The 17809-nt window shown below is 63.7% G+C and carries 17 protein-coding genes and 2 pseudogenes; 8 read left to right on the top strand and 11 right to left on the bottom strand.

Features of this window, described 5'->3' with window-relative positions; genetic code table 11:
• The 3 genes and pseudogenes from K0F86_RS27385 to K0F86_RS06065 all read right to left on the bottom strand — a co-directional run.
• Positions 1-604: pseudogene (locus K0F86_RS27385) on the bottom strand (sodium:solute symporter); the annotation flags it as partial.
• Positions 605-685: 81 nt separating this feature from the next.
• Positions 686-1903 carry a YeeE/YedE family protein gene (locus K0F86_RS06060; protein ID WP_219133560.1) on the bottom strand — a complete coding sequence of 406 codons (1218 nt, stop codon included), beginning with the start codon at positions 1901-1903 and terminating at the stop codon, positions 686-688.
• An 85-nt stretch (positions 1904-1988) separates the two neighbouring features.
• Positions 1989-3200 carry an MFS transporter gene (locus K0F86_RS06065; protein ID WP_219133562.1) on the bottom strand — a complete coding sequence of 404 codons (1212 nt, stop codon included), beginning with the start codon at positions 3198-3200 and terminating at the stop codon, positions 1989-1991.
• Between the two features lie 144 nt (positions 3201-3344).
• On the opposite strand from K0F86_RS06065, the gene K0F86_RS06070 reads away from it, so the two are divergent.
• Complete coding sequence (locus tag K0F86_RS06070; protein ID WP_071076391.1) at positions 3345-3581, top strand: DUF3820 family protein; 237 nt, start codon at positions 3345-3347, stop codon at positions 3579-3581.
• An 8-nt stretch (positions 3582-3589) separates the two neighbouring features.
• On the opposite strand, the gene K0F86_RS06075 is transcribed toward K0F86_RS06070, so the two are convergent.
• Positions 3590-3973 (bottom strand): glutaredoxin domain-containing protein, encoded by a 384-nt coding sequence (locus tag K0F86_RS06075; protein ID WP_219133564.1) that lies wholly within the window; start codon positions 3971-3973, stop codon positions 3590-3592.
• A gap of 106 nt (positions 3974-4079) precedes the next feature.
• On the opposite strand from K0F86_RS06075, the gene K0F86_RS06080 reads away from it, so the two are divergent.
• Positions 4080-4622 carry a hypothetical protein gene (locus K0F86_RS06080; protein WP_219133566.1) on the top strand — a complete coding sequence of 181 codons (543 nt, stop codon included), beginning with the start codon at positions 4080-4082 and terminating at the stop codon, positions 4620-4622.
• Positions 4623-4674: 52 nt separating this feature from the next.
• Here K0F86_RS06080 and K0F86_RS06085 read toward each other — a convergent pair whose 3' ends face one another.
• The 3 genes and pseudogenes from K0F86_RS06085 to K0F86_RS06090 form a co-directional block, all read right to left on the bottom strand.
• Positions 4675-5322 (bottom strand): GNAT family N-acetyltransferase, encoded by a 648-nt coding sequence (locus tag K0F86_RS06085; RefSeq protein WP_219133568.1) that lies wholly within the window; start codon positions 5320-5322, stop codon positions 4675-4677.
• A gap of 67 nt (positions 5323-5389) precedes the next feature.
• Positions 5390-5566 (bottom strand): annotated as a pseudogene (locus K0F86_RS27390) (APH(3') family aminoglycoside O-phosphotransferase); the annotation flags it as partial.
• A 179-nt stretch (positions 5567-5745) separates the two neighbouring features.
• Positions 5746-6234, bottom strand: coding sequence for an Lrp/AsnC family transcriptional regulator (locus K0F86_RS06090; RefSeq protein ID WP_219133570.1), 489 nt, complete (start codon positions 6232-6234; stop codon positions 5746-5748).
• A 77-nt stretch (positions 6235-6311) separates the two neighbouring features.
• Here K0F86_RS06090 and K0F86_RS06095 point away from each other — a divergent pair, with 77 nt between their 5' ends.
• Complete coding sequence (locus tag K0F86_RS06095) at positions 6312-7202, top strand: DMT family transporter (protein WP_219133572.1); 891 nt, start codon at positions 6312-6314, stop codon at positions 7200-7202.
• Positions 7203-7205: 3 nt separating this feature from the next.
• On the opposite strand, the gene K0F86_RS06100 is transcribed toward K0F86_RS06095, so the two are convergent.
• Positions 7206-8429, bottom strand: a complete 1224-nt coding sequence (locus K0F86_RS06100) for an MFS transporter (protein WP_219133574.1) — start codon at positions 8427-8429, stop codon at positions 7206-7208.
• Between the two features lie 85 nt (positions 8430-8514).
• Here K0F86_RS06100 and K0F86_RS06105 point away from each other — a divergent pair, with 85 nt between their 5' ends.
• Positions 8515-9441: a LysR family transcriptional regulator gene (locus K0F86_RS06105; protein WP_257572008.1), complete on the top strand. Its 927-nt coding sequence runs from the start codon at positions 8515-8517 to the stop codon at positions 9439-9441.
• Here the strand turns inward: K0F86_RS06105 and K0F86_RS06110 are convergent.
• The gene (locus K0F86_RS06110; RefSeq protein WP_219133575.1) at positions 9438-11597 is read right to left on the bottom strand and encodes a bifunctional diguanylate cyclase/phosphodiesterase; all 2160 of its coding nucleotides are present in this window, start codon (positions 11595-11597) and stop codon (positions 9438-9440) included. The two genes, K0F86_RS06105 and K0F86_RS06110, sit on opposite strands and share 4 nt — an antisense overlap.
• 165 nt (positions 11598-11762) lie before the next feature.
• Positions 11763-12689, bottom strand: a complete 927-nt coding sequence (locus tag K0F86_RS06115; protein ID WP_219133577.1) for a LysR family transcriptional regulator — start codon at positions 12687-12689, stop codon at positions 11763-11765.
• 166 nt (positions 12690-12855) lie between these two features.
• On the opposite strand from K0F86_RS06115, the gene K0F86_RS06120 reads away from it, so the two are divergent.
• The 4 genes from K0F86_RS06120 (at position 12856) to K0F86_RS06135 (ending at position 16818) form a co-directional block, all read left to right on the top strand.
• Positions 12856-13557, top strand: coding sequence for a pirin family protein (locus K0F86_RS06120; protein WP_219133579.1), 702 nt, complete (start codon positions 12856-12858; stop codon positions 13555-13557).
• A gap of 214 nt (positions 13558-13771) precedes the next feature.
• Positions 13772-14425: a GTP cyclohydrolase II gene (ribA, locus tag K0F86_RS06125; protein WP_141170130.1), complete on the top strand. Its 654-nt coding sequence runs from the start codon at positions 13772-13774 to the stop codon at positions 14423-14425.
• 63 nt (positions 14426-14488) lie between these two features.
• Positions 14489-15841, top strand: a complete 1353-nt coding sequence (locus tag K0F86_RS06130; protein ID WP_219133581.1) for a serine protease — start codon at positions 14489-14491, stop codon at positions 15839-15841.
• Positions 15838-16818 (top strand): FHA domain-containing protein, encoded by a 981-nt coding sequence (locus tag K0F86_RS06135; protein ID WP_219133583.1) that lies wholly within the window; start codon positions 15838-15840, stop codon positions 16816-16818. Before K0F86_RS06130 ends, K0F86_RS06135 begins: the two co-directional genes overlap by 4 nt.
• Before the next feature lie 97 nt (positions 16819-16915).
• Here K0F86_RS06135 and K0F86_RS06140 read toward each other — a convergent pair whose 3' ends face one another.
• On the bottom strand, positions 16916-17572 hold the full coding sequence (locus K0F86_RS06140) for a CCXG family PEP-CTERM protein (RefSeq protein ID WP_219133585.1): 657 nt from the start codon (positions 17570-17572) through the stop codon (positions 16916-16918).
• Positions 17573-17809: the final 237 nt, after the last annotated feature.

Below are 17809 nucleotides of genomic sequence, written 5' to 3' on the forward strand. Positions count from 1 at the left end.
CACGCAGCAAAAACACGCTGCAAATGACGAGGCCCGCCAGCATGCACGCCGTTTGCAGGGTATCGGTCCAGACGATGGTCTTGACGCCGCCCTCGTAGGTGTAGAGCAGGATCAGCAGCAGCACGACGCCGGCCGTCAGCCAGAACGGCACGCCCAGGCTATCGAGTATGGTGGCTTGCAGGATATTGACCACCAGATACAGCCGCGCCGTGGCGCCCAGCAACCGCGAGACGATGAAAAACGCCGCCCCGCTCTGGTAGGAGCGGCGTCCCAGGCGCAGTTCCAGGTAGCGGTAAATGGAGGTCAGCTGCAGCCGGTAGTACAGCGGCAGCAAAATGAAGGTGATGGCCAGGTAGCCGAGGACATAACCGATCATCAGCTGGATGTAGCCGAAACCGTTGCTGCCCACGGCGCCAGGCACGCTGATGAAGGTCACGCCCGTGAGCGTCGTGCCCACCATGCCGAAGGCCACCAGCATCCAGTTGCTGTCCTTGTTGCCGATGAAAAAACTGTCATTGGTGGCATGGCGCGAGGTGCGCCACGCCACGCCCAGCAGGATCAGGAAATACGCGAGGACGACGGCAAACAGGATGGTGGGTGACATGGGAGATACGCTGGCGGCAAAGAGGAACAGGGGCAGCAATATACAACAAAGCGTACAGCAATGCCCCCGGTCAATCAGGCCTCAGCAGCCCGTCGGTTTCACGCGTTCCACTTCCAGCCCAAACCATGGACGCAAGCGCGTGCCGACGACGTTGCCGAGGAAGGCGCAGACCAGCCACAGCCAGCCGTGCAGGCTGCCCGAGACGATGCCGCTGAAATACGCGCCGATATTGCAGCCGTAGGCCAGGCGCGCGCCGTAACCGAGCAGCAAGCCGCCGACGACGGCGGCGATGACCGAGCGGCGCGGGATGCGCCACACGGGCGCGTAGCGGCCGGCCAAGGCCGCGGCCAGCATGGCGCCCAGCACGATGCCGATGTCCATCACGGAAGTCTTGTCTTGCGTCAAAGGTGCGGCCAAGGCGGCCGCGTTGGCCTTGGTCGACCAGTAAGCCCAGCTGGCCGTGTCGATGCCGACCACCGATGCGGCCTTCGCGCCCCACAGGGCAAACGCGGACGTCACGCCCCACGGCTTGCCCGACAGCGCCAGGGTGATGAAATTGAGCACGACGAGCGCGACGGCGCCCGCCACCAGCGGCCAGGGGCCGTGCAGCCAGGGCGACGCCTGTGACGGGCGCAGCGGCGTGGCGACGAGCTTGCCGTGGCGGCGCTTTTCCACCAGCACCGTGATGCCGGCGATCAATGCAAAAACGATCCAGTTCAGCGCCAGCGCGGGCACCAGGCCCAGGCTTGTGACGAGGGAAATGGGTTTCAATTGCGGCAACGCCGTCCAGAACGGCATGTGCGCCGTGCCGATCACGGAGCCGACGATGAAGGCGACCAGGGTGATGAGCATGCGCGTGCTGCCCCCACCGACTGTATATAAGGTACCGGATGCGCAACCGCCGCCCAGCTGCATGCCGATGCCGAAGATGAAGGCGCCGAAGATGACGGAAGTGCCGGCGGGAGACACCAGGCCTGCGACGGGCGTGCCGAACAGGGTGCCGGCCGACAGCGCGGGGAAGAACAGCGCCACGCCGACAGCCAGCATCAGCATTTGCGCGCGCAAGCCGTCGCCGCGGCCATCGGCGATGAAGACGCGCCAGGCGGACGTAAAGCCGAACGCCGCGTGATACAGGGTGATGCCGAGCAAGGCGCCCACCACGTACAGCGCGGACTGGGTGGCGCCGACGGTTTGCGCCAGATACCACGCGCCCAGCACGATGAGCACAAGCGTAACGCCCAGCGGTTTCGGATTGATAGCGGTGCGCAGGCGTAGCGGTGAAGTTGCTGTATCGGACATGGGGAGTATGGGCGAGAGGAAAGGAAACACCATTGTAAACCCTGCTCTCGCGCATGCCAGCGACTTGCTTGCGGATCAAGCAGGCTTAATGCCCCACCGCATGGATCGACTTTTCGCCGCCAGCACGCACGGGGATGGGATTGAGGCGGTCCATCCGGCCGCTCAGGGCCGTCAAGCCGAACGCGCCCAGCACGACGATGGCGCCGATCCAGCCCGTGTGCACCAGGCCCAGGTGTTCCACGATCAGGCCACCGCCCCAGGCGCCGCCGGCGATGCCCAGGTTGAAGGCGGCGATATTCAAGCCCGAAGCGACATCGACGGCACGAGGCGTAAAGTGTTCCGCTTGCTGCACCACATACACTTGTAATCCTGCAACATTACCGAAGGCCACGGCGCCCCACAGCAGCACGGTGATGACGACGAGTACGGGGTGCGGCGCCGTGAAGGTCAACAGCAGCAAAACAAACGCCAGCAGCAAAAAGATCCGTTTCAGGGCGCTGACAGGGCCCTTCTTGTCGGCCAGCTTGCCGCCCCAGATATTGCCGAACGCCACGGAGACGCCATACACGAGCATCACCGCGCCCACGGCGCCGGCGCTGAATCCCGACACTTGCTGCAGGATGGGCGCCAGATATGTAAAGGCGATGAAGGAGCCGCCATAGCCGACGGCCGTCATGGCGTACACCAGCAGCAGCCGGGGCTGGCCCAGCACCTGCACTTGCTGCAGCAGGGACGCCGGCTTGCTGTGGGCGATGGTCGACGGCACGTACAGCAGGCTGCCGACAAAGGCCACCAGTCCCAGCGCCGAGACGGCGAGGAAGGTTTCGCGCCAGCCGAAATGCTGGCCGATGAAGGTGCCCAGCGGCACGCCCGTCACCAGGGCCACGGTCAGGCCCGTAAACATGATGGCAATCGCGCTGGCCGCCTTGTCCTTCGGCACCAGCGAGGTGGCGATGGTCGAGCCGATGGAAAAGAACACGCCATGCGCCAGACCCGTCAGGATGCGGGCGATGACGAGGGTTTCATAGCCGGGCGACTTCCAGGCCAGCAAATTGCCCAGGGTGAACAGGACCATCAGCGACAATAGCAAGGTTTTGCGCGGTATCTTGCCCGTCAGGGCAGTCAGCACGGGCGCACCGACGGCGACGCCCAGCGCATACAGGCTGACCAGCAGGCCGGCCGATGGCAGGTTGACGCCCAGGTCGGCGGCGATGGTGGGCAACAACCCGACAATGACAAACTCGGTGGTTCCGATGGCAAAGGCGCTGAGGGTCAGCGCGAGCAAGGCAATGGGCATGACAAACTCCGATAAATGATGTTGGCATGCAGTATCGGGCCTTTCTTTGTGGCGAAAAATACCTCCTCAGGCAGATGATACTTGCGCCATACTCAACAATATCGTGTTCTGCTACACTGCATCGATCGATTACGGAGCGGTCGCATGAATTCAGAAAAACTGGCGCTGCTGGTCACGCGCGAAATGCCATATGGGAAATATCAGGGACGCTTGCTGGCAGACTTGCCGGGACACTACCTGGGCTGGTTCGCGCGCGAGGGCTTCCCCTCGGGCGAACTGGGCAGTTTAATTGCGCTGATGTACGAGCTCGACCATAACGATTTGCGCGGCTTGCTTGACCCCTTGCGCACGCGCAAGTCGCCGTGGCGGCCGGGAGAATAAGACGGGACTTAAATCGCGCGTAGCTTCTTCGCCAGCATGGCGCTGAACTCGCCATTTTCCACGATCGTTTGCAGTTCGCTGGCGCCACCGATGAGCACGCCGTTGACAAAGACCATGGGGAACGTGGGCCAGCCCGACCACATCTTGAGGGCATTGCGCCGGTGCCACTGGTTCAGATAGCTGCCGTATTGCAGGTACTGGTAGGGCGTGCCCAGCACATCGAGGATCTTGCGCGCCTTGCGGGGAAACGGATTGAGCGCCATGCCGACGACGACCACCTGGTGCGCGGCGATGGCCGCCTGCACTTCGCGCACGATGTCCTGGTGCTTGCTGCCGATCAAGGGGCGGGCGGCGGGATGGATCTGGGCTTCGTCAAGGATGGCGCGGGTCATGAAAGTCCTGGGGTGAGTGGCACGTGGCGTGCGGGTCACGCATTGTGCCACGCGCAATGGCTGGCGTGCGCTACACTGCGCCTCTTCTCCCCCTTCGTTTGAATATATGCAAGCCATCCCTCCCCTGCCTGAATGGCGCCGCACCCGCCGCCTGATCGGCTCGCTTCTGCTGGCCGCCAGTTGCGCCAGCGCCCACGCCGCCGATCCCGGGCTGGAAACGGACCTGATCCACGCGCTGCACCTGAAACAGGGCACGACAGCCAGGGTGGGCACCTCCGGCAAGGCCATCCGGGCCTACATGCGCGAAGGCTACCTTGGCCAGCACCCTGACCAGCGCTCCGATTACACCGATTACTATCTGCTCAAGAAGCCGGCAAGCTTCATGGGACATGAACTGGTGCTCATCGAGGAAGAATACATCACGCAATACATCGGCTGCTGCGTCAGCCCCGGCGCAGGCGTCATTGTCAAGGTGCTGGGCAGCACAAAGACGCTGCAAGCGTTCGCCCGCGCCCAGCGCTGCACCTTGCGCGACCCCGTCGATATCCGGCATGAACTGAACGAGGTTGCCATCAAGACCAGGATGCCCAAGGGCCATTACGCGTCCTTGAGCTGCCGCGAGCGCGATGCCGAGCGCGAGGAGCCGTAAGGCGTGGCATGGCCGCCCGGCATCCACGCTGCGCAAGTTCGGTATCGCGACCTCAAATGATCGCTGCCGTCGAATACGGTGACCGGGTGTGCCAGCCCAGGCTCGCATACAGTTTCAAGCCATCCTCGGTTGCCACCCGCACACGCCGCGCGCTGCCCGATCGCTGCCTGGCCGCCAGCGCGGCGATCAGCGCCCTCCCCAGCCCCCGGCGCCGATGTGCGGCTTCCGTGACGATCCGGTCAAAGACAAAGGCGCCGGCATGTTCCACGGCATGGCCGCTGGCGGCGACCGAGCCATCACCGGTCAGAATACGCGCCGTCGTGATTGCCTGCGACGTTGCGACGACAAGCCGGTATCCGGCCGGCAGAGATGGCGCCGGCAGACTGCCTTCATGGGTCATGAAAAAGCCGCCAGGCAGCAATTGCCACCGAGGCGGCAAAAGGCGCAGCAATTGCTCGCCGGTACCGCACATCTTGATGAGAATATGCGGACGGTGAATCGAGGCTGCCAACGCGCTGATGGCTGCAACAGGTCCCGAAAAAACGTAGCGTCGGATTTCGCCTGGCAAGCCCGTCTCGACGCGCCACCCACCGTGATCGGGTACGGGCAGCGGCAAACCACGTGCAATGGAACGGGCGGCCAGCCAGGCAGCAAGAAGGCCAGGCTCAGGCAGATGCGAATTTTCCTGCTCTCCCATCATTCGGCTCCCACATGTGTCCCCGCTGATTATGCCAGAGCGCAGGCGGCGGCTACCCGCTGGATCGCATTCAGAACAGCTCGTCGAGCAGCAAGTGCCAGTGCAGCTTGCCTTGATCGGCATCAAGGATCCCATATTGCCGCAGCAACCTTTGCTGTAGCGCCGCGTCCAACTCACCGAGAGTACGCCATGCGATGGCCAGGTCCTGGTAGCGGTCGGCTATGCCCGCCCGTCCCACGTCGATGCAAGCGCTTCAGGTACAGCTCCGGCGCACCGTCCCTGCCCCGCAGCCGGTAGACGGCAGCGTCCGACTCACCGACGCTGTCGCGCGTCCATCGATAAGTAGCCACGGCGGTGCGCAGGCTGGCGGGCATGGTGGCCGTCACGGCCGCTTGTTTCTTGTTGCAGATCGTCATCTACCCGGTCCTATGCCAGCGGCACGTGCAAGCCCATCTTGAGGCAAGTCAAGGCCACCGAGGTGCGGTAGCGCCGGATATTGTCGTCGCCGCCGAACAGCCGTTCCGTCAGCGCCTCATATTCGGCCATGCTGCTGGCGGTAATGAGCAGCAGGTAGTCGGCCTCGCCCGTGATGCCGTAGCACTGCTGGATGGCAGGCTCGGCCATGATGCGCGCGCGCATGCCGGCCGTGCGCAGCGGGTGCTCGTCGTGCAGATGCACTTCCACCGTCAATATCAGGGGGCGGCCCAGGCGGCTGGCGTCGAGCACGGCCACTTCCTGACGGATCACCCCGCTTTCGCGCAGGCGGCGGATCCGGCGCTGCACGGCCGGCGCGGACAAATGCACGGCCTGGGCGATTTCGCGCTGCGAAGTCGTGTTATCGCGCTGCAAGATATCGAGGATGGCCAGGTCGAAGGCATCGACGTCGGGGGAAGGCGTGAGCGAAAGTTGCGTCATGGAGGTCAAAATGCAGTGCAAATATCGGAGCAGACACAATAAACTTTCACCATCCCGATATCAAGCCATTTATCACCATGCCATTACGCCGCTATTCCTCCTTCATTCCCCTGCTCGCCATCCTCGGCTCCGTCACCTGCCTGGGACTGGGCACCTCATGGGCCAAGCACAGCCTGTTCCCGCTGGTCGGTGCGCAGGGCACGACGGCCGTGCGCGTGGGCTTTTCCGCCCTGCTGCTGTTGCTGTTCTGGCGCCCGTGGCGCTGGCAGCTGAGCCGCGCCGACCTGCGCACGGTGGCCCTGTACGGTGGCGCGCTGGGTTTGACCAACCTGTGTTTTTATATGGCACTGCGTACGATTCCGTTCGGCATTGCCGTGGCGATCGAATTTTCCGGCCCGCTGGCCGTGGCGCTGCTGGCCTCGCGCCGGCCGGTCGATTTCGTCTGGGTGGCACTGGCCGTGGCGGGACTGGCGCTGCTGTTGCCGCTGGGCCACGACGTCAGCAATCTCGATCCCACGGGCGTGCTGTTCGCCCTGGGCGCCGCCGTCTGCTGGGCCTCGTACATCGTCTTCGGCAAGCGCGCCAGCCATTTGCATGCGGGTCACTCCGTGTCGCTGGGCCTGGCGATGGCCGCGCTGGTGGTGGTGCTCGTGGGCGTGATGCATAGCGGCGCCGCCCTGCTCTCGCCCGCCGTGCTGGGCGTGGGCCTGGGCGTGGCGCTCATTTCCAGCGCGATACCGATCTCGCTGGAAATGGTGGCCCTGAAGCGGCTGACGCCGCAAGCGTTCGGCATCATGAGCAGCATGGAACCGGCCGTGGCCGCCATGCTGGCCTTCATCCTGCTCGACGAGCGCCTGGGTGCCGGGCAGTGGCTGGCCATCGCCATGATCATGGCCGCGTCGATGGGCAGTTCCTATATGGCGCAGCGCCAGAAACGCAATGCGCCGTGCGCCGCCGTGCATACCTGAACCTCAGTGCGCGGCCGCGCCCGCCACAGGGGCAACCAGGTTGCGGCGCGCCAGCCACGCCAGCGGCAGCAAGGCGAGCAGTGCGGCTGCCACGCCGGCCCACGGCGACGACGCCATCAGCTGGCGCGAGACCATCAGCGCACCGAGCATGGAGCCGAAGGAAATGCCCAGGTTAAACGCGGAAATGTTCAGGCCCGAGGCGAAATCGACGGCGTGCGGCGTGTAGCGCTCGGCCGTGGCCAGCATGCCCGCTTGCAGGGCGGGCGACAGGCCGAAGGCGAACACGCCCCAGACGAACAGCATCACTGTCATCATCCATGGCGAGCTGATGCTCAGGGCCACACCCGCTTGCGTGACGGCCAGCAACAGCAGCATCACACGCAAGGCTTTTTGCCAGCCCCGGTGGCTGGTCAGGTAGCCGCCCGCCAGGTTGCCGGCAAAGGTGGCGATGCCGAACACGATCAGCAGCGCGCTGGCCATGGTGGCGGAAAAGCCCGTCACGTCCGTGAGGATGGGCGTAATAAAAGTAAACGCGGCAAAGCTGCTGCCGAAACCGAACGTGGTCACCGCCATCATGGTCAGGATGGGGCCGCTGCCCAGGGCCGCCAGCTGCGTCATGGCCTTGCCACCCTTGCCCTGCTGCAAGCCGGCCGGCAGCCAGCGCGCCATGGCGCCCAGGCCCACGGCGGCCAGCACGACAACGGCAAAAAACGGCAAGCGCCAGCCCATCAAGTTGCCGAGGAAACTGCCGAGCGGCACGCCGATCACCATGGCCAAGGTCAGACCCGCAAACATCACGGAAATTGCCCTGCCCGCCTGCGCCTTGGCGACCAGGCTGGCGGCCACGGTGGCGCCGATGGCAAAGAAGGTGCCGTGCGCCACGGCCGTGATGACCCGTCCCGCCAGCAACCATGCAAAGGTGTGCGAAAAGGCGGCCAGCAAGTTGCCGGCGAGGAAAACGCTCATCAGCCCCAGCAAGGCCGCCTTGCGCGGCAGGCGCGACATCAGCAGCACCAGCAGCGGCGTGCCGATGGCCAGCGCCAGTGCATACAGGCTGACCAGCGAGCCCGCCGATTCGATGGAAATCCGCAAATCCTTCGCGATGGTGGGCAAGATGCCGACGACGATGAATTCGGTGACGCCGATGGCAAAGGCGCCGACGGCCAGTGCCAGCACGCCCGGTGGCATGGAGCTGGCTGGAGGGGAAACAGGGCTTGCGGTGGTCATGATGGCTCCAACAATGGTTCAAGCCGGCCAGTGTATCGATGCAAATGCTTTTGATATAGACTCTAATAATGGAAACACCTGTGAAATGGATTCAATAATGGCCAGGCAAGACATCAACCGCGCGTTCGAGATGGCCGTGTTTGTGGCCGTGGTGGAAACGGGGGCCTTTTCCGCCGCCGCGCGCCGCCTGGCCTTGACGCCGTCGGCCGTCAGCAAGCTCGTCAATCGCCTGGAAGCGCGGCTCGGTGCGCGTTTGCTCCAGCGCAGCACGCGCCAGCTGCACACCACGCCCGAAGGCGACGCCTTTTTTATCCAGTGCAAGCGCATCCTCGACGATATCGACGGCGCCGAGCGCGAAGCATCGCAAGGCGCGGCGCCGCGCGGGCGCTTGCGCATCAACTGTTTCGTGCCGTTCGGCGTGCGCCATCTGCTGCCCATCCTGCCCGAGTTCGCGCAGCGCTATCCCGACATCGTGCTCGACGTGGTCGTCAGCGACGCCATCGTCGACTTGCTGGAAGACCGCACCGACATCGCCATCCGCACGGGCAAGCTGAAGGCATCGAACCTGGTGGCGCGCAAACTCGGTGAAGATGCGATGGTCGTGGTGGCGTCGCCGACGTACGTGGCGCAGCACGGCCTGCCGCGCACGCCGCTGGAATTATCCGAACACAATTTGTTGGCCTTCAACTTCCGCTGCCAGAACGAAACCTGGCCCTTCCTCGACGGGAGCGGAGGAAGCTTGCAGGTGGCGCCGCAGGGTAATACCTGCGTCAGCGATGGCGAAAGCATGCGCCAACTGGTGCTGGCGGGCATGGGCCTCGGACGCTTTTCGCGCCAGCACGTGCAGCGCGATATTGCACAAGGTCAATTGGTGGAGGTGCTGCAGGACTACAATCCGGGCGACCGCGAACTCGTACACGCCGTCTTCGTGGGACCGGGCCAGCAAGTGCCGGCCCGGGTGCGCGTGATGCTCGATTATCTGCTGGAAAAGGTGAAACTGGGCGAACCTTAAGCCAGCGCTTCGTTCAAACGCAAGCGTCGGCCTTCGTCGAGCATCACTTCGAATTCGGCCGCCGGCACGGCAGGACTGAACAGATAACCTTGCAGCTGGTCGCAACCGAGTTCGCGCAGGAAGCGCATCTGCTCGGCCGTTTCCACCCCTTCGGCGACGATTTCCTGGCGCAGCTGCTGCGCCATGGTGACGATGGCGCGGGCGATGGCGCAATCGTTTTCCTCGAACGGCAAGCCGATGACAAACGAGCGGTCGATTTTCAGTGTGCTGATGGGGAATTTTTTCAAATACGCCAGGCTGGAATAGCCGGTGCCGAAGTCATCCAGCGCCAGCGCCAGGCCCATGGCCACCAGCTGGTTCATGATGTCGATCACCTTGTCGGCACCGCGCATCAACAGGCTTTCCGTGATTTCCAGCATGATCTGGTCGGGCCGCACCTGGTAGCGCTCGAGCACGGCCGCTATGCGCGCCGGCAACTGTTCATCGAACTGGCGCGCCGACAGGTTGACGGCGATGGCCGGCATGTGCAGACCACGGTCTTCCCAGCTGCGTATCTGGCGGCAAGCCTCGTCCAGCACCCAGGTGCCCAGCTCCAGAATCAAACTGGTTTCCTCGGCAACGGGGATGAAGACGCCGGGCGAAACCATGCCGCGCATCGGATGCTTCCAGCGCAGCAAGGCTTCCGCGCCCACGATGCGCCCGCTGGACAGGCTCACTTTCGGCTGGTAATGCAGTTCCAGCTCCTTGTCGCCCAAGGCCAGGCGCATTTCGCTTTCCAGGCGTAAATGTTCTTTGGCCCGCCGGTTCATGTCTTCGCGGTAAAACAGGAAGGTCGATTCGATGGTCTGCCCCGCCTTGGCCACGGCCACGTCGGCAAAGCGGAACAGGGCCGGCGCTTCCAGGCCGTCTTCCGGATACACGGTGATGCCGATGCTGGCGCCCACGTGCAGCGCGTGCGCATCGATATTGATCGGCGCCTCCAACAGGTTGAGCAGTTTTTGCGCCACGTTCGCCGCATGTTCGCGCTTTTCGATATGCAACAGCGCCACGACAAATTTACTGTTGTCGACCCGCGCCAGGATGTCCGCGTCGCGCAGGGCGCCACGGAACAGCTGGCCGATGGCGATCACCAGCTGGTCGCCCACTTCGTGGCCCAGCGTGTCGCTGATGGAACCGATGCGGCTGATATCGATGACCATCAGCGCGCCATGCGTGCCTTGCCGTTTCGCTTCGGTCAGGCCCTGGCCCACCAGCTGGTTCAGCAGGCAACGGTTGGGCAAGCCCGTCAGGCTGTCGTAATTGGCCATGCGCTGCATGCGCGCCTCGGCATCCTTGTGCACCGAGATATCGGAAAACAGGGAAAAAACATGGCTGATCTCGCCATACTCGTCGCGCACGACGCTGATGGTGACGTCTTGCGGGAACAGTTCGCCATTCTTGCGCTTGCCGATGATTTCGCCGCGCCAGGAGCCATGCCCCCGCATGGCGGCGCGCACCTTGGCGCGGAAGTCGGGGTCGTGCACGCCCGAGCGCAGCAAGTCCGGCGTGCGGCCGATGGATTCGGCCGGCGAATAGCCGGTGATGCGGGAAAACGAACTGTTGATCGAGACGATGCGCTCTTCCGCGTCCGTGATCAGCACGGCTTGCTCGCTGTCTTCGATGATGCGCGCGTGCAACCTCACCTTGTCCACGTCGGACAGCGGTTCGCTCATGGCCGACAGGCGCACCGCCATGCCGCAAGCCTTGCCCGCCTGATCGTGGATCACGTGGCGGTGCATGCGCAGCCACGTCACCATGCCCGACTTCTTGCGCCGGCGCACATCGGTGGCCACATCGCCCTGCTTGAAATGCAATTCCAGCACGCTCGCTTCCGCGTCGTCTTCCGGATACAAAAACAGGATGTGCTGGCCCAGCGCTTCCAGTTCGGAATAGCCGAACATCTGTTCGGCGCCATGGTTCCAGCCGATCAAAAAGCCATCGGGATCGATTTCCAGCAAGGCGTCGGGGGGCGCCACGCGCACCATGGGCCGGCTGGCGCCGCGCAGCCGCTCCAGCTCTTCCTGCAGCCGCGCCAGGGTGGCGGCCTGCTGCGGCCCCGCCTGTTCACGGGCGTCCTGGGCCAGGCGCAGGCACAGCGCGACCTTCGCCTCAAGCATGGCAACCCCGTGCGCGTGCCAGGTCAGGGGAACATATCAGGGGCGCTGCGGTGTGTGTAATCATCAAAATCCCACTATGGGGCATGCAAGTCGGAGCAGAAAGACGGTCGAAATACTATGAATATGGTAACTTAAAAATGTTGGCATATGTCAACATTTTAAGACCTACGCCGAATGGCCCGGCAAATGCTGCGCCAGACGGGCAAACACATCCGGTTCGCGCATGCGCGCCATCCACCAGCGCAACGCGGCGCCATCCTCGCCTACCCGCCAGGCCAGGTAAAACGTTTCCGACGGTTTCGGCTCTTCCACAGCCTTTTCCACCAGCTGGCCACGCGCGATGGCGGCGCGCGCGCACGGTCCCGGCAGGAAGCCAAAGCCCAGCCCCAGCACCTGATAGTCGAACTTGACCTGCATGCTCGGCACGCTCAAGGCATCTTGCCCCAGCAGCAGTCCCACCGTGCGCGGCGCCATCTGACGCGCCGAGTCGGCCACCACCACGGCCCGGTGCTGCTGCAGGTGGCCGCGCGACAACGGTTCCGCCACCTGCGCCAGCGGATGCGCGGGCGCCACGGCAAAGACGAAGTCGAGCATGCCGATCGGTTGCGCGATATAGCCGCCACCGGCCGGACCGTCGCCGGGCGCGCCCACCAGCAAGTCGACCCGGCGGTCCAGCAACGCTTCCCAGGTGCCCGACAGGGTGTCCTGCGACAGGCGCAAGCGCGTCTGCTGCGCCACGTCATAAAAGGCGCGCACGTCGTCGGCCAGGGCCACGGCGGAAAACATGGAATCGATGCCGATGGACAATTCCGTTTCCCAGCCGGACGCCACCCTCCGCACGCGGTGTTCAAGGTCCTGCGCCGCCTTCAGCAGATAGCGGCCCTCTTTCAGCAATTCCTGGCCGGCCGCCGTCAGCATGATTTTCGGACCATTGCGCCGGAACACTTGCACGCCCAGGTCGTCTTCCAGCTTGGCCACCGTATAGGAAATGGTGGACGGCACTTTATGCAACTCCTTGCCGGCCGACGAGAACGATCCGCGGCGGTCGATGGCGTCGACGATTTGCAAGGCTTCCAGGCTCAGTCTTAACATTCGATTTTTTCGATCATAGTTCGCAAGATTTTCCGTTTTTCTTTCTGGAGTGGACGGCCTATACTTGCTCCATCGTACAGCGAAGGGCAGCATCGGCGCCACGGCAACTGCCAGGCAACGCTCCTTCGAAATTATCGCACATTCATTGATAGAAACGGAGTCCACCATGTTACAGATTCGTCACAGCGAAGAACGCGGCGCCGCCAACCACGGCTGGCTCAATTCCCACCACAGCTTTTCCTTCGGCAGCTACCACGATCCGCTGCACATGGGTTTTGGCCCATTGCTGGTGATCAATGAAGACCGCGTAACGCCAGGCCAGGGGTTCGGCACGCACGGCCACCGCGACATGGAAATCATTTCGTATGTGCTCGACGGTGCGCTCGAGCACAAGGACAGCATGGGCACCGGTTCCGTGCTGCATTACGGCGATGTGCAGCGCATGAGTGCCGGCAGCGGCGTGCGCCACAGCGAGTTCAACCATTCAAACACGGATGGCTTGCACTTCCTGCAGATCTGGATCCAGCCGAACGTGACGGGCATAGCGCCCAGCTATGAAGAGAAACATTTTACGCCGGAAAGCAAACGGGGCAAGCTGCGTTTGATCGCCTCGTCCGACGGGCGCCAGGGTTCCGTGCTGATCCACCAGGACGCGGCCATCTACGCCAGCATCCTGCAGGAAGGCGAGCAAGCCGCACATGCGCTGGACGAAGGCCGCATTGCCTATGTGCACCTGATCCGCGGCAGCCTGGTGGTCAACGGCACGCCCCTGAAAGCAGGCGATGCGCTGAAATTGACCCAAGAAGCCGCAGTGACGCTGACGCAGGCCGAGGATGCCGAAGTGCTGGTCTTCGATCTGCCTCGATAAGGGTCGCTGGCCCAACGGGGCTTCGGCAAGGCCAGCCATCTTGTAAAAGGCTGATCCGGCCGCAATTAGAGGGGGTTCACCAGGCATTCCAGCCTTCAAATCTCAGCCAGGGGAAATGGTTTCCCCTGCTTTTTGGTATGATGACAGGGCGCGCCGGCACCGCAGTGGTGTCGCGCGCCTTTTATTTTTGACAATTACCTATATGAGCACAACCATGCAAAGCGGCGCAGACCTCCTGGCGACAGGCGAATTGGATTACACGACTTCCTGCGCACTGCCGACGCCGTGGGCCCAGTTCACCTTGCACGCCTTTGTCGAACACGCCACGGGCAAGGAACACCTGGCCATGGTGCTGGGCGATGTCGGCAACGGCGAACCGGTCCTGGCGCGCGTGCATTCCGAGTGCCTGACGGGCGACGTGCTGTTTTCCCAGCGCTGCGATTGCGGCGCCCAGCTCGAAGGCGCCTTGAAACGCATCGCCGAGGAAGGCCGCGGCATTTTGCTGTACCTGCGCCAGGAAGGGCGCGGCATCGGCCTGATCAACAAGATCCGCGCCTATCGCCTGCAAGAGGCAGGCGCCGACACGGTGCAGGCGAATGAACAGCTGGGCTTCAAGGCCGACGCGCGCAACTACACCTTGTGCAAACCCATGTTTGCGCAATTCGGCATCAATAGCCTGCGTTTGATGACGAACAACCCGCGCAAGATCGCCGCCATGGAAGCGCTGGGCATCACGGTGGCCGAACGGGTGCCGCTGCTGGTCAACCGCAACGCCTTCAACCAGCATTACCTGAACACCAAGCAAAGCAAGCTCGGTCACATGATGACGCCGGAAACGGCGCCGGCGCTGGAAGACGGCGCCCTGTAAACATTCCGGGCTGGCGCGCAGTAGCGCGCCCCCGCTGCGCTCCTGCTCACGCACAAAGGATGCATGAAATTATCTGACTTCGCCTTCTTGCTGGCCAGCCTGTGCGCTGCCACAGGCGCACACGCGGCTCCCACCGCCAAGCCGCCACCGGCCACCGCCGCGCCCGCCGCCACCGAACATGCAACCTTGCCGCCGCCGTCGTCGGCCGCGCAAAAACTGTACACGGCCGCGCGCGCCGACATCCTGCAAGTGCGCGTGCTGCTGAAAAATGGCCGCACGCAATCGTCGGTGGGCTCGGGCTTTTTGATCGGCACGGGCGACCTGGTGGTGAGCAACTATCACGTCGTGTCGCAATTCGCGCTCGACCCCGATACCTACGTGGGCGAATGGGTCGACACCAGCGGCCAGCGCGGCAATGTAGAATTGCTGGCCGTCGACGTGCTGCACGACCTGGCCGTGCTGCGCGTGAACCGCCACGGCACGGGCTTTTTCAAGATGCCGGAACCGCTGGCACCGCTGACTCAGGGCCAGTACCTGTATTCGATGGGCAATCCGCTGGACCTGGGCTTCGCCATTTCGGAAGGCTCATACAACGGCGTCGTCACGCGCAGCTTCTACGACCAGCTGATGTTTACGGGGCCGATCAATGCCGGCATGAGCGGCGGCCCCAGCGTCACCGCGAACGGCGACGTGGCCGGCGTGAACGTCTCGAAACGCCTCGATGGCGAACTCGTCAGTTTTCTCGTACCCGCCCGCTATGCGCAGCAATTGCTGGCCAAGGTGGCCCAGCAAGGCAAGGCGCCGAAAGACTTCAAGCCGCTGGTGACGGCGCAGCTGCTGGCGCACCAGGAAGTGATGCTGGCGCGCCTGCTCGACACGCCATTGAGCCTGAAAGCCATGGGCCCGTACCGCGTGCCCGTGCGCGAGTCCGACCAGATGCGCTGCTGGGGCCGCTCCAACGTCAAGTCCGACAAGCCCTACATGCTCGACAACACCAGCTGCGCCATGGAATCGGCCATCTTCATTTCCGGCGCCCTGCAGACGGGGCAAGTGTCGATGCGCCACGAATTCCTGCGCAGCAGCGAACTGGGCGCGCTGCGCTTTTCCGAACTGGCCAGCACCTCGTTCAAGAATGAAAGTTTTGGCAGCTACAAAAGCGTGCACCTGACGGGGCCCCATTGCACCGAACAGTTCGTCAAGAACAAGACCTTGCCCCTGCGCGCCGTGCTGTGCGTGCGCGCCTACCGCAAGTTTACGGGACTGTACGACTTTGCCCTGCTGGCCGCCAGCACCGACGAGCCACTCATGAGCCTGCAAAGCCGCATCGACGCGCGCGGCGTGTCCTACGCCAACGGCATGCGCGTTACGCGCACCTTCCTCGAAGCGCTGTCGCGGGAAAGCAGCCGCAAGCCATGAAGCCGCCTTATTACATCGAAATCCTCGCCGAGAATGGCGAAGTACAGCAGCGCCAGCGCATCGATTCCTTGCCGATCCGCATCGGCCGCGGCTACGACAACGACTTCATCCTCGACGACGCGCATACGGCCGCCCGCCACGCCATCGTCGAGGACGACGGCGCAGGCGGCCTGCTGCTGCGCGACCTGGGCAGCCAGAATGGCGTGATCCACCGGGGCCAACGGCAACTGCAAGTGGCCTTGAGCGGCAACAGCATCGTGCGCCTGGGCCACACGCGCCTGCGCGTGCGCGCCAGCGACCACCCGGTGGCGCCCGAACTGAGCGATACCACCAGGCACGACTGGGAAGGCTTGCGCCCCGCCGTCGCCGGCTTGGCCATGATCGGCGCCTCGGCCGCCTTCAGCAACTGGCTCAGTGATGCGGACGCCTTCGAGCCGATTTCCTACCTGATGATCATCGCCTACGCGCTGGCCGGCGGCCTCGTGTGGGCGTCGATCTGGGCCGTGGCGAACCGTCTGTTCGGCCATGTGGCGCGCTTCGGCCGCCACCTGTTCATCATCGGCTGCGGCTTGCTGGCCATGGAAGTGTGGGAACTGGGCAGCAACGTGGCGGCGTATGCGCTGTCGCTGGAAGTGCTGACGCGCTATGGGCGGCATCTGTTCATCGTCATCGTCTGCGTCATGATCTACTACCATTTGTGCACGATCAAACCCCGGCATCGGCGCCGCTTCGGCCTCGTTGCCGTCGTGCTGGCCATCCTTGGCTCGACTCTGATTTTGCTGAGCAACCTGCAGATCAGCGGCCGCCTGGCCGACGAGGCCTACATGTCGGCGATCTACCCGCCGGCCCTGCGTCTGAGCCCGAATCACACGACGGAGGCGTTCTTCCGCGATGCGGCCGGCCTGCAGCGCGCCGTCGACGCCGAGCGCGGCAAGGCGGCCAAGGGTGCCGACGAAGACGAAGACAGCGGCGATTAAGCGATCTGGAGCGCACATGCAAAAAGCCCGCCGCGTCCTTGCAGACGCGGCGGGCTTTTTATCGCGCGCCCTCAGGCGCGGATGTCGGCGATCACACTTAGAACTTGGCTTGCTGCTTGCGGCGCGCCGTAAAGCCCAGCAGGCCCAGGCCGATCAGCAGCATGGCGTAGGTAGTCGGTTCCGGCACGGCCGAGACCAGGCCATCGGTGCTGGAAAAGCTGGTGAAATTGCTGTTGCCCGCCTTGAACTGCGCTTGCTGGCCGCCATCGCAGCAGTTTTCCAGGCCATAGATGCTCAGGGTATGGTTGCCGGCCGCCAGCGAGCTCGAACCGCTGAGGAACTGGCTGCCATTGTTGTAGTTGCCTGCCCACCACATGTCGTTGCTCTTGAAGTCCAGCGCCACGCCGTCGAGGAACAGGGCGCCGCCCTTGCCGAAATCGACGCCGCTGCGGAAGCTCCAGGCGCCCGCATCGGTGGCGCTGACGCCAAAATTGATCACCGACTTGAAGGCGATGTTCGAACCATTGCCGAACAGGCTGCTATTCGTGACATTGTTGTAGCTGGCAATCGTCGTCGTGCCATAACCGGCACCCGGCGTAGCCACGGCGGTATTCACCACGGACTGGTAAGCGGCGGCGGAAGCTTGCGCGCTGGCGTTCGAGAAACCGGTGGACACGGTGATGGTGCTGGCGTTCGCGTGGGCAAACACACCGACAGCGATCAGGGACAGGGCGATTTTAGGCAAGTTCTTCATAATGGTATCCAATAAGTAAATATTCAGTGGGCGCGGCAGGCGGGCGCTGGCGCCGGTGCCGAACGCACGCTGCATTGAGGCGTTCCGGCATAGCGCAAGGCATTGCAAGCATGAGCGGTCGGGAGCGTAACTTCCGCGTAACAGCGCGGACTTGCGGCGTGCCATGGCGGCACTGCAAGCGTCCTGGAAAGGGGGCGGGTTCCCGGGACAAAGCCAGACAGTTGACGGGTCAGGTAA

This window comes from Janthinobacterium sp. UMAB-60 (genome assembly GCF_900095235.1).
Taxonomy (GTDB): domain Bacteria; phylum Pseudomonadota; class Gammaproteobacteria; order Burkholderiales; family Burkholderiaceae_D; genus Janthinobacterium.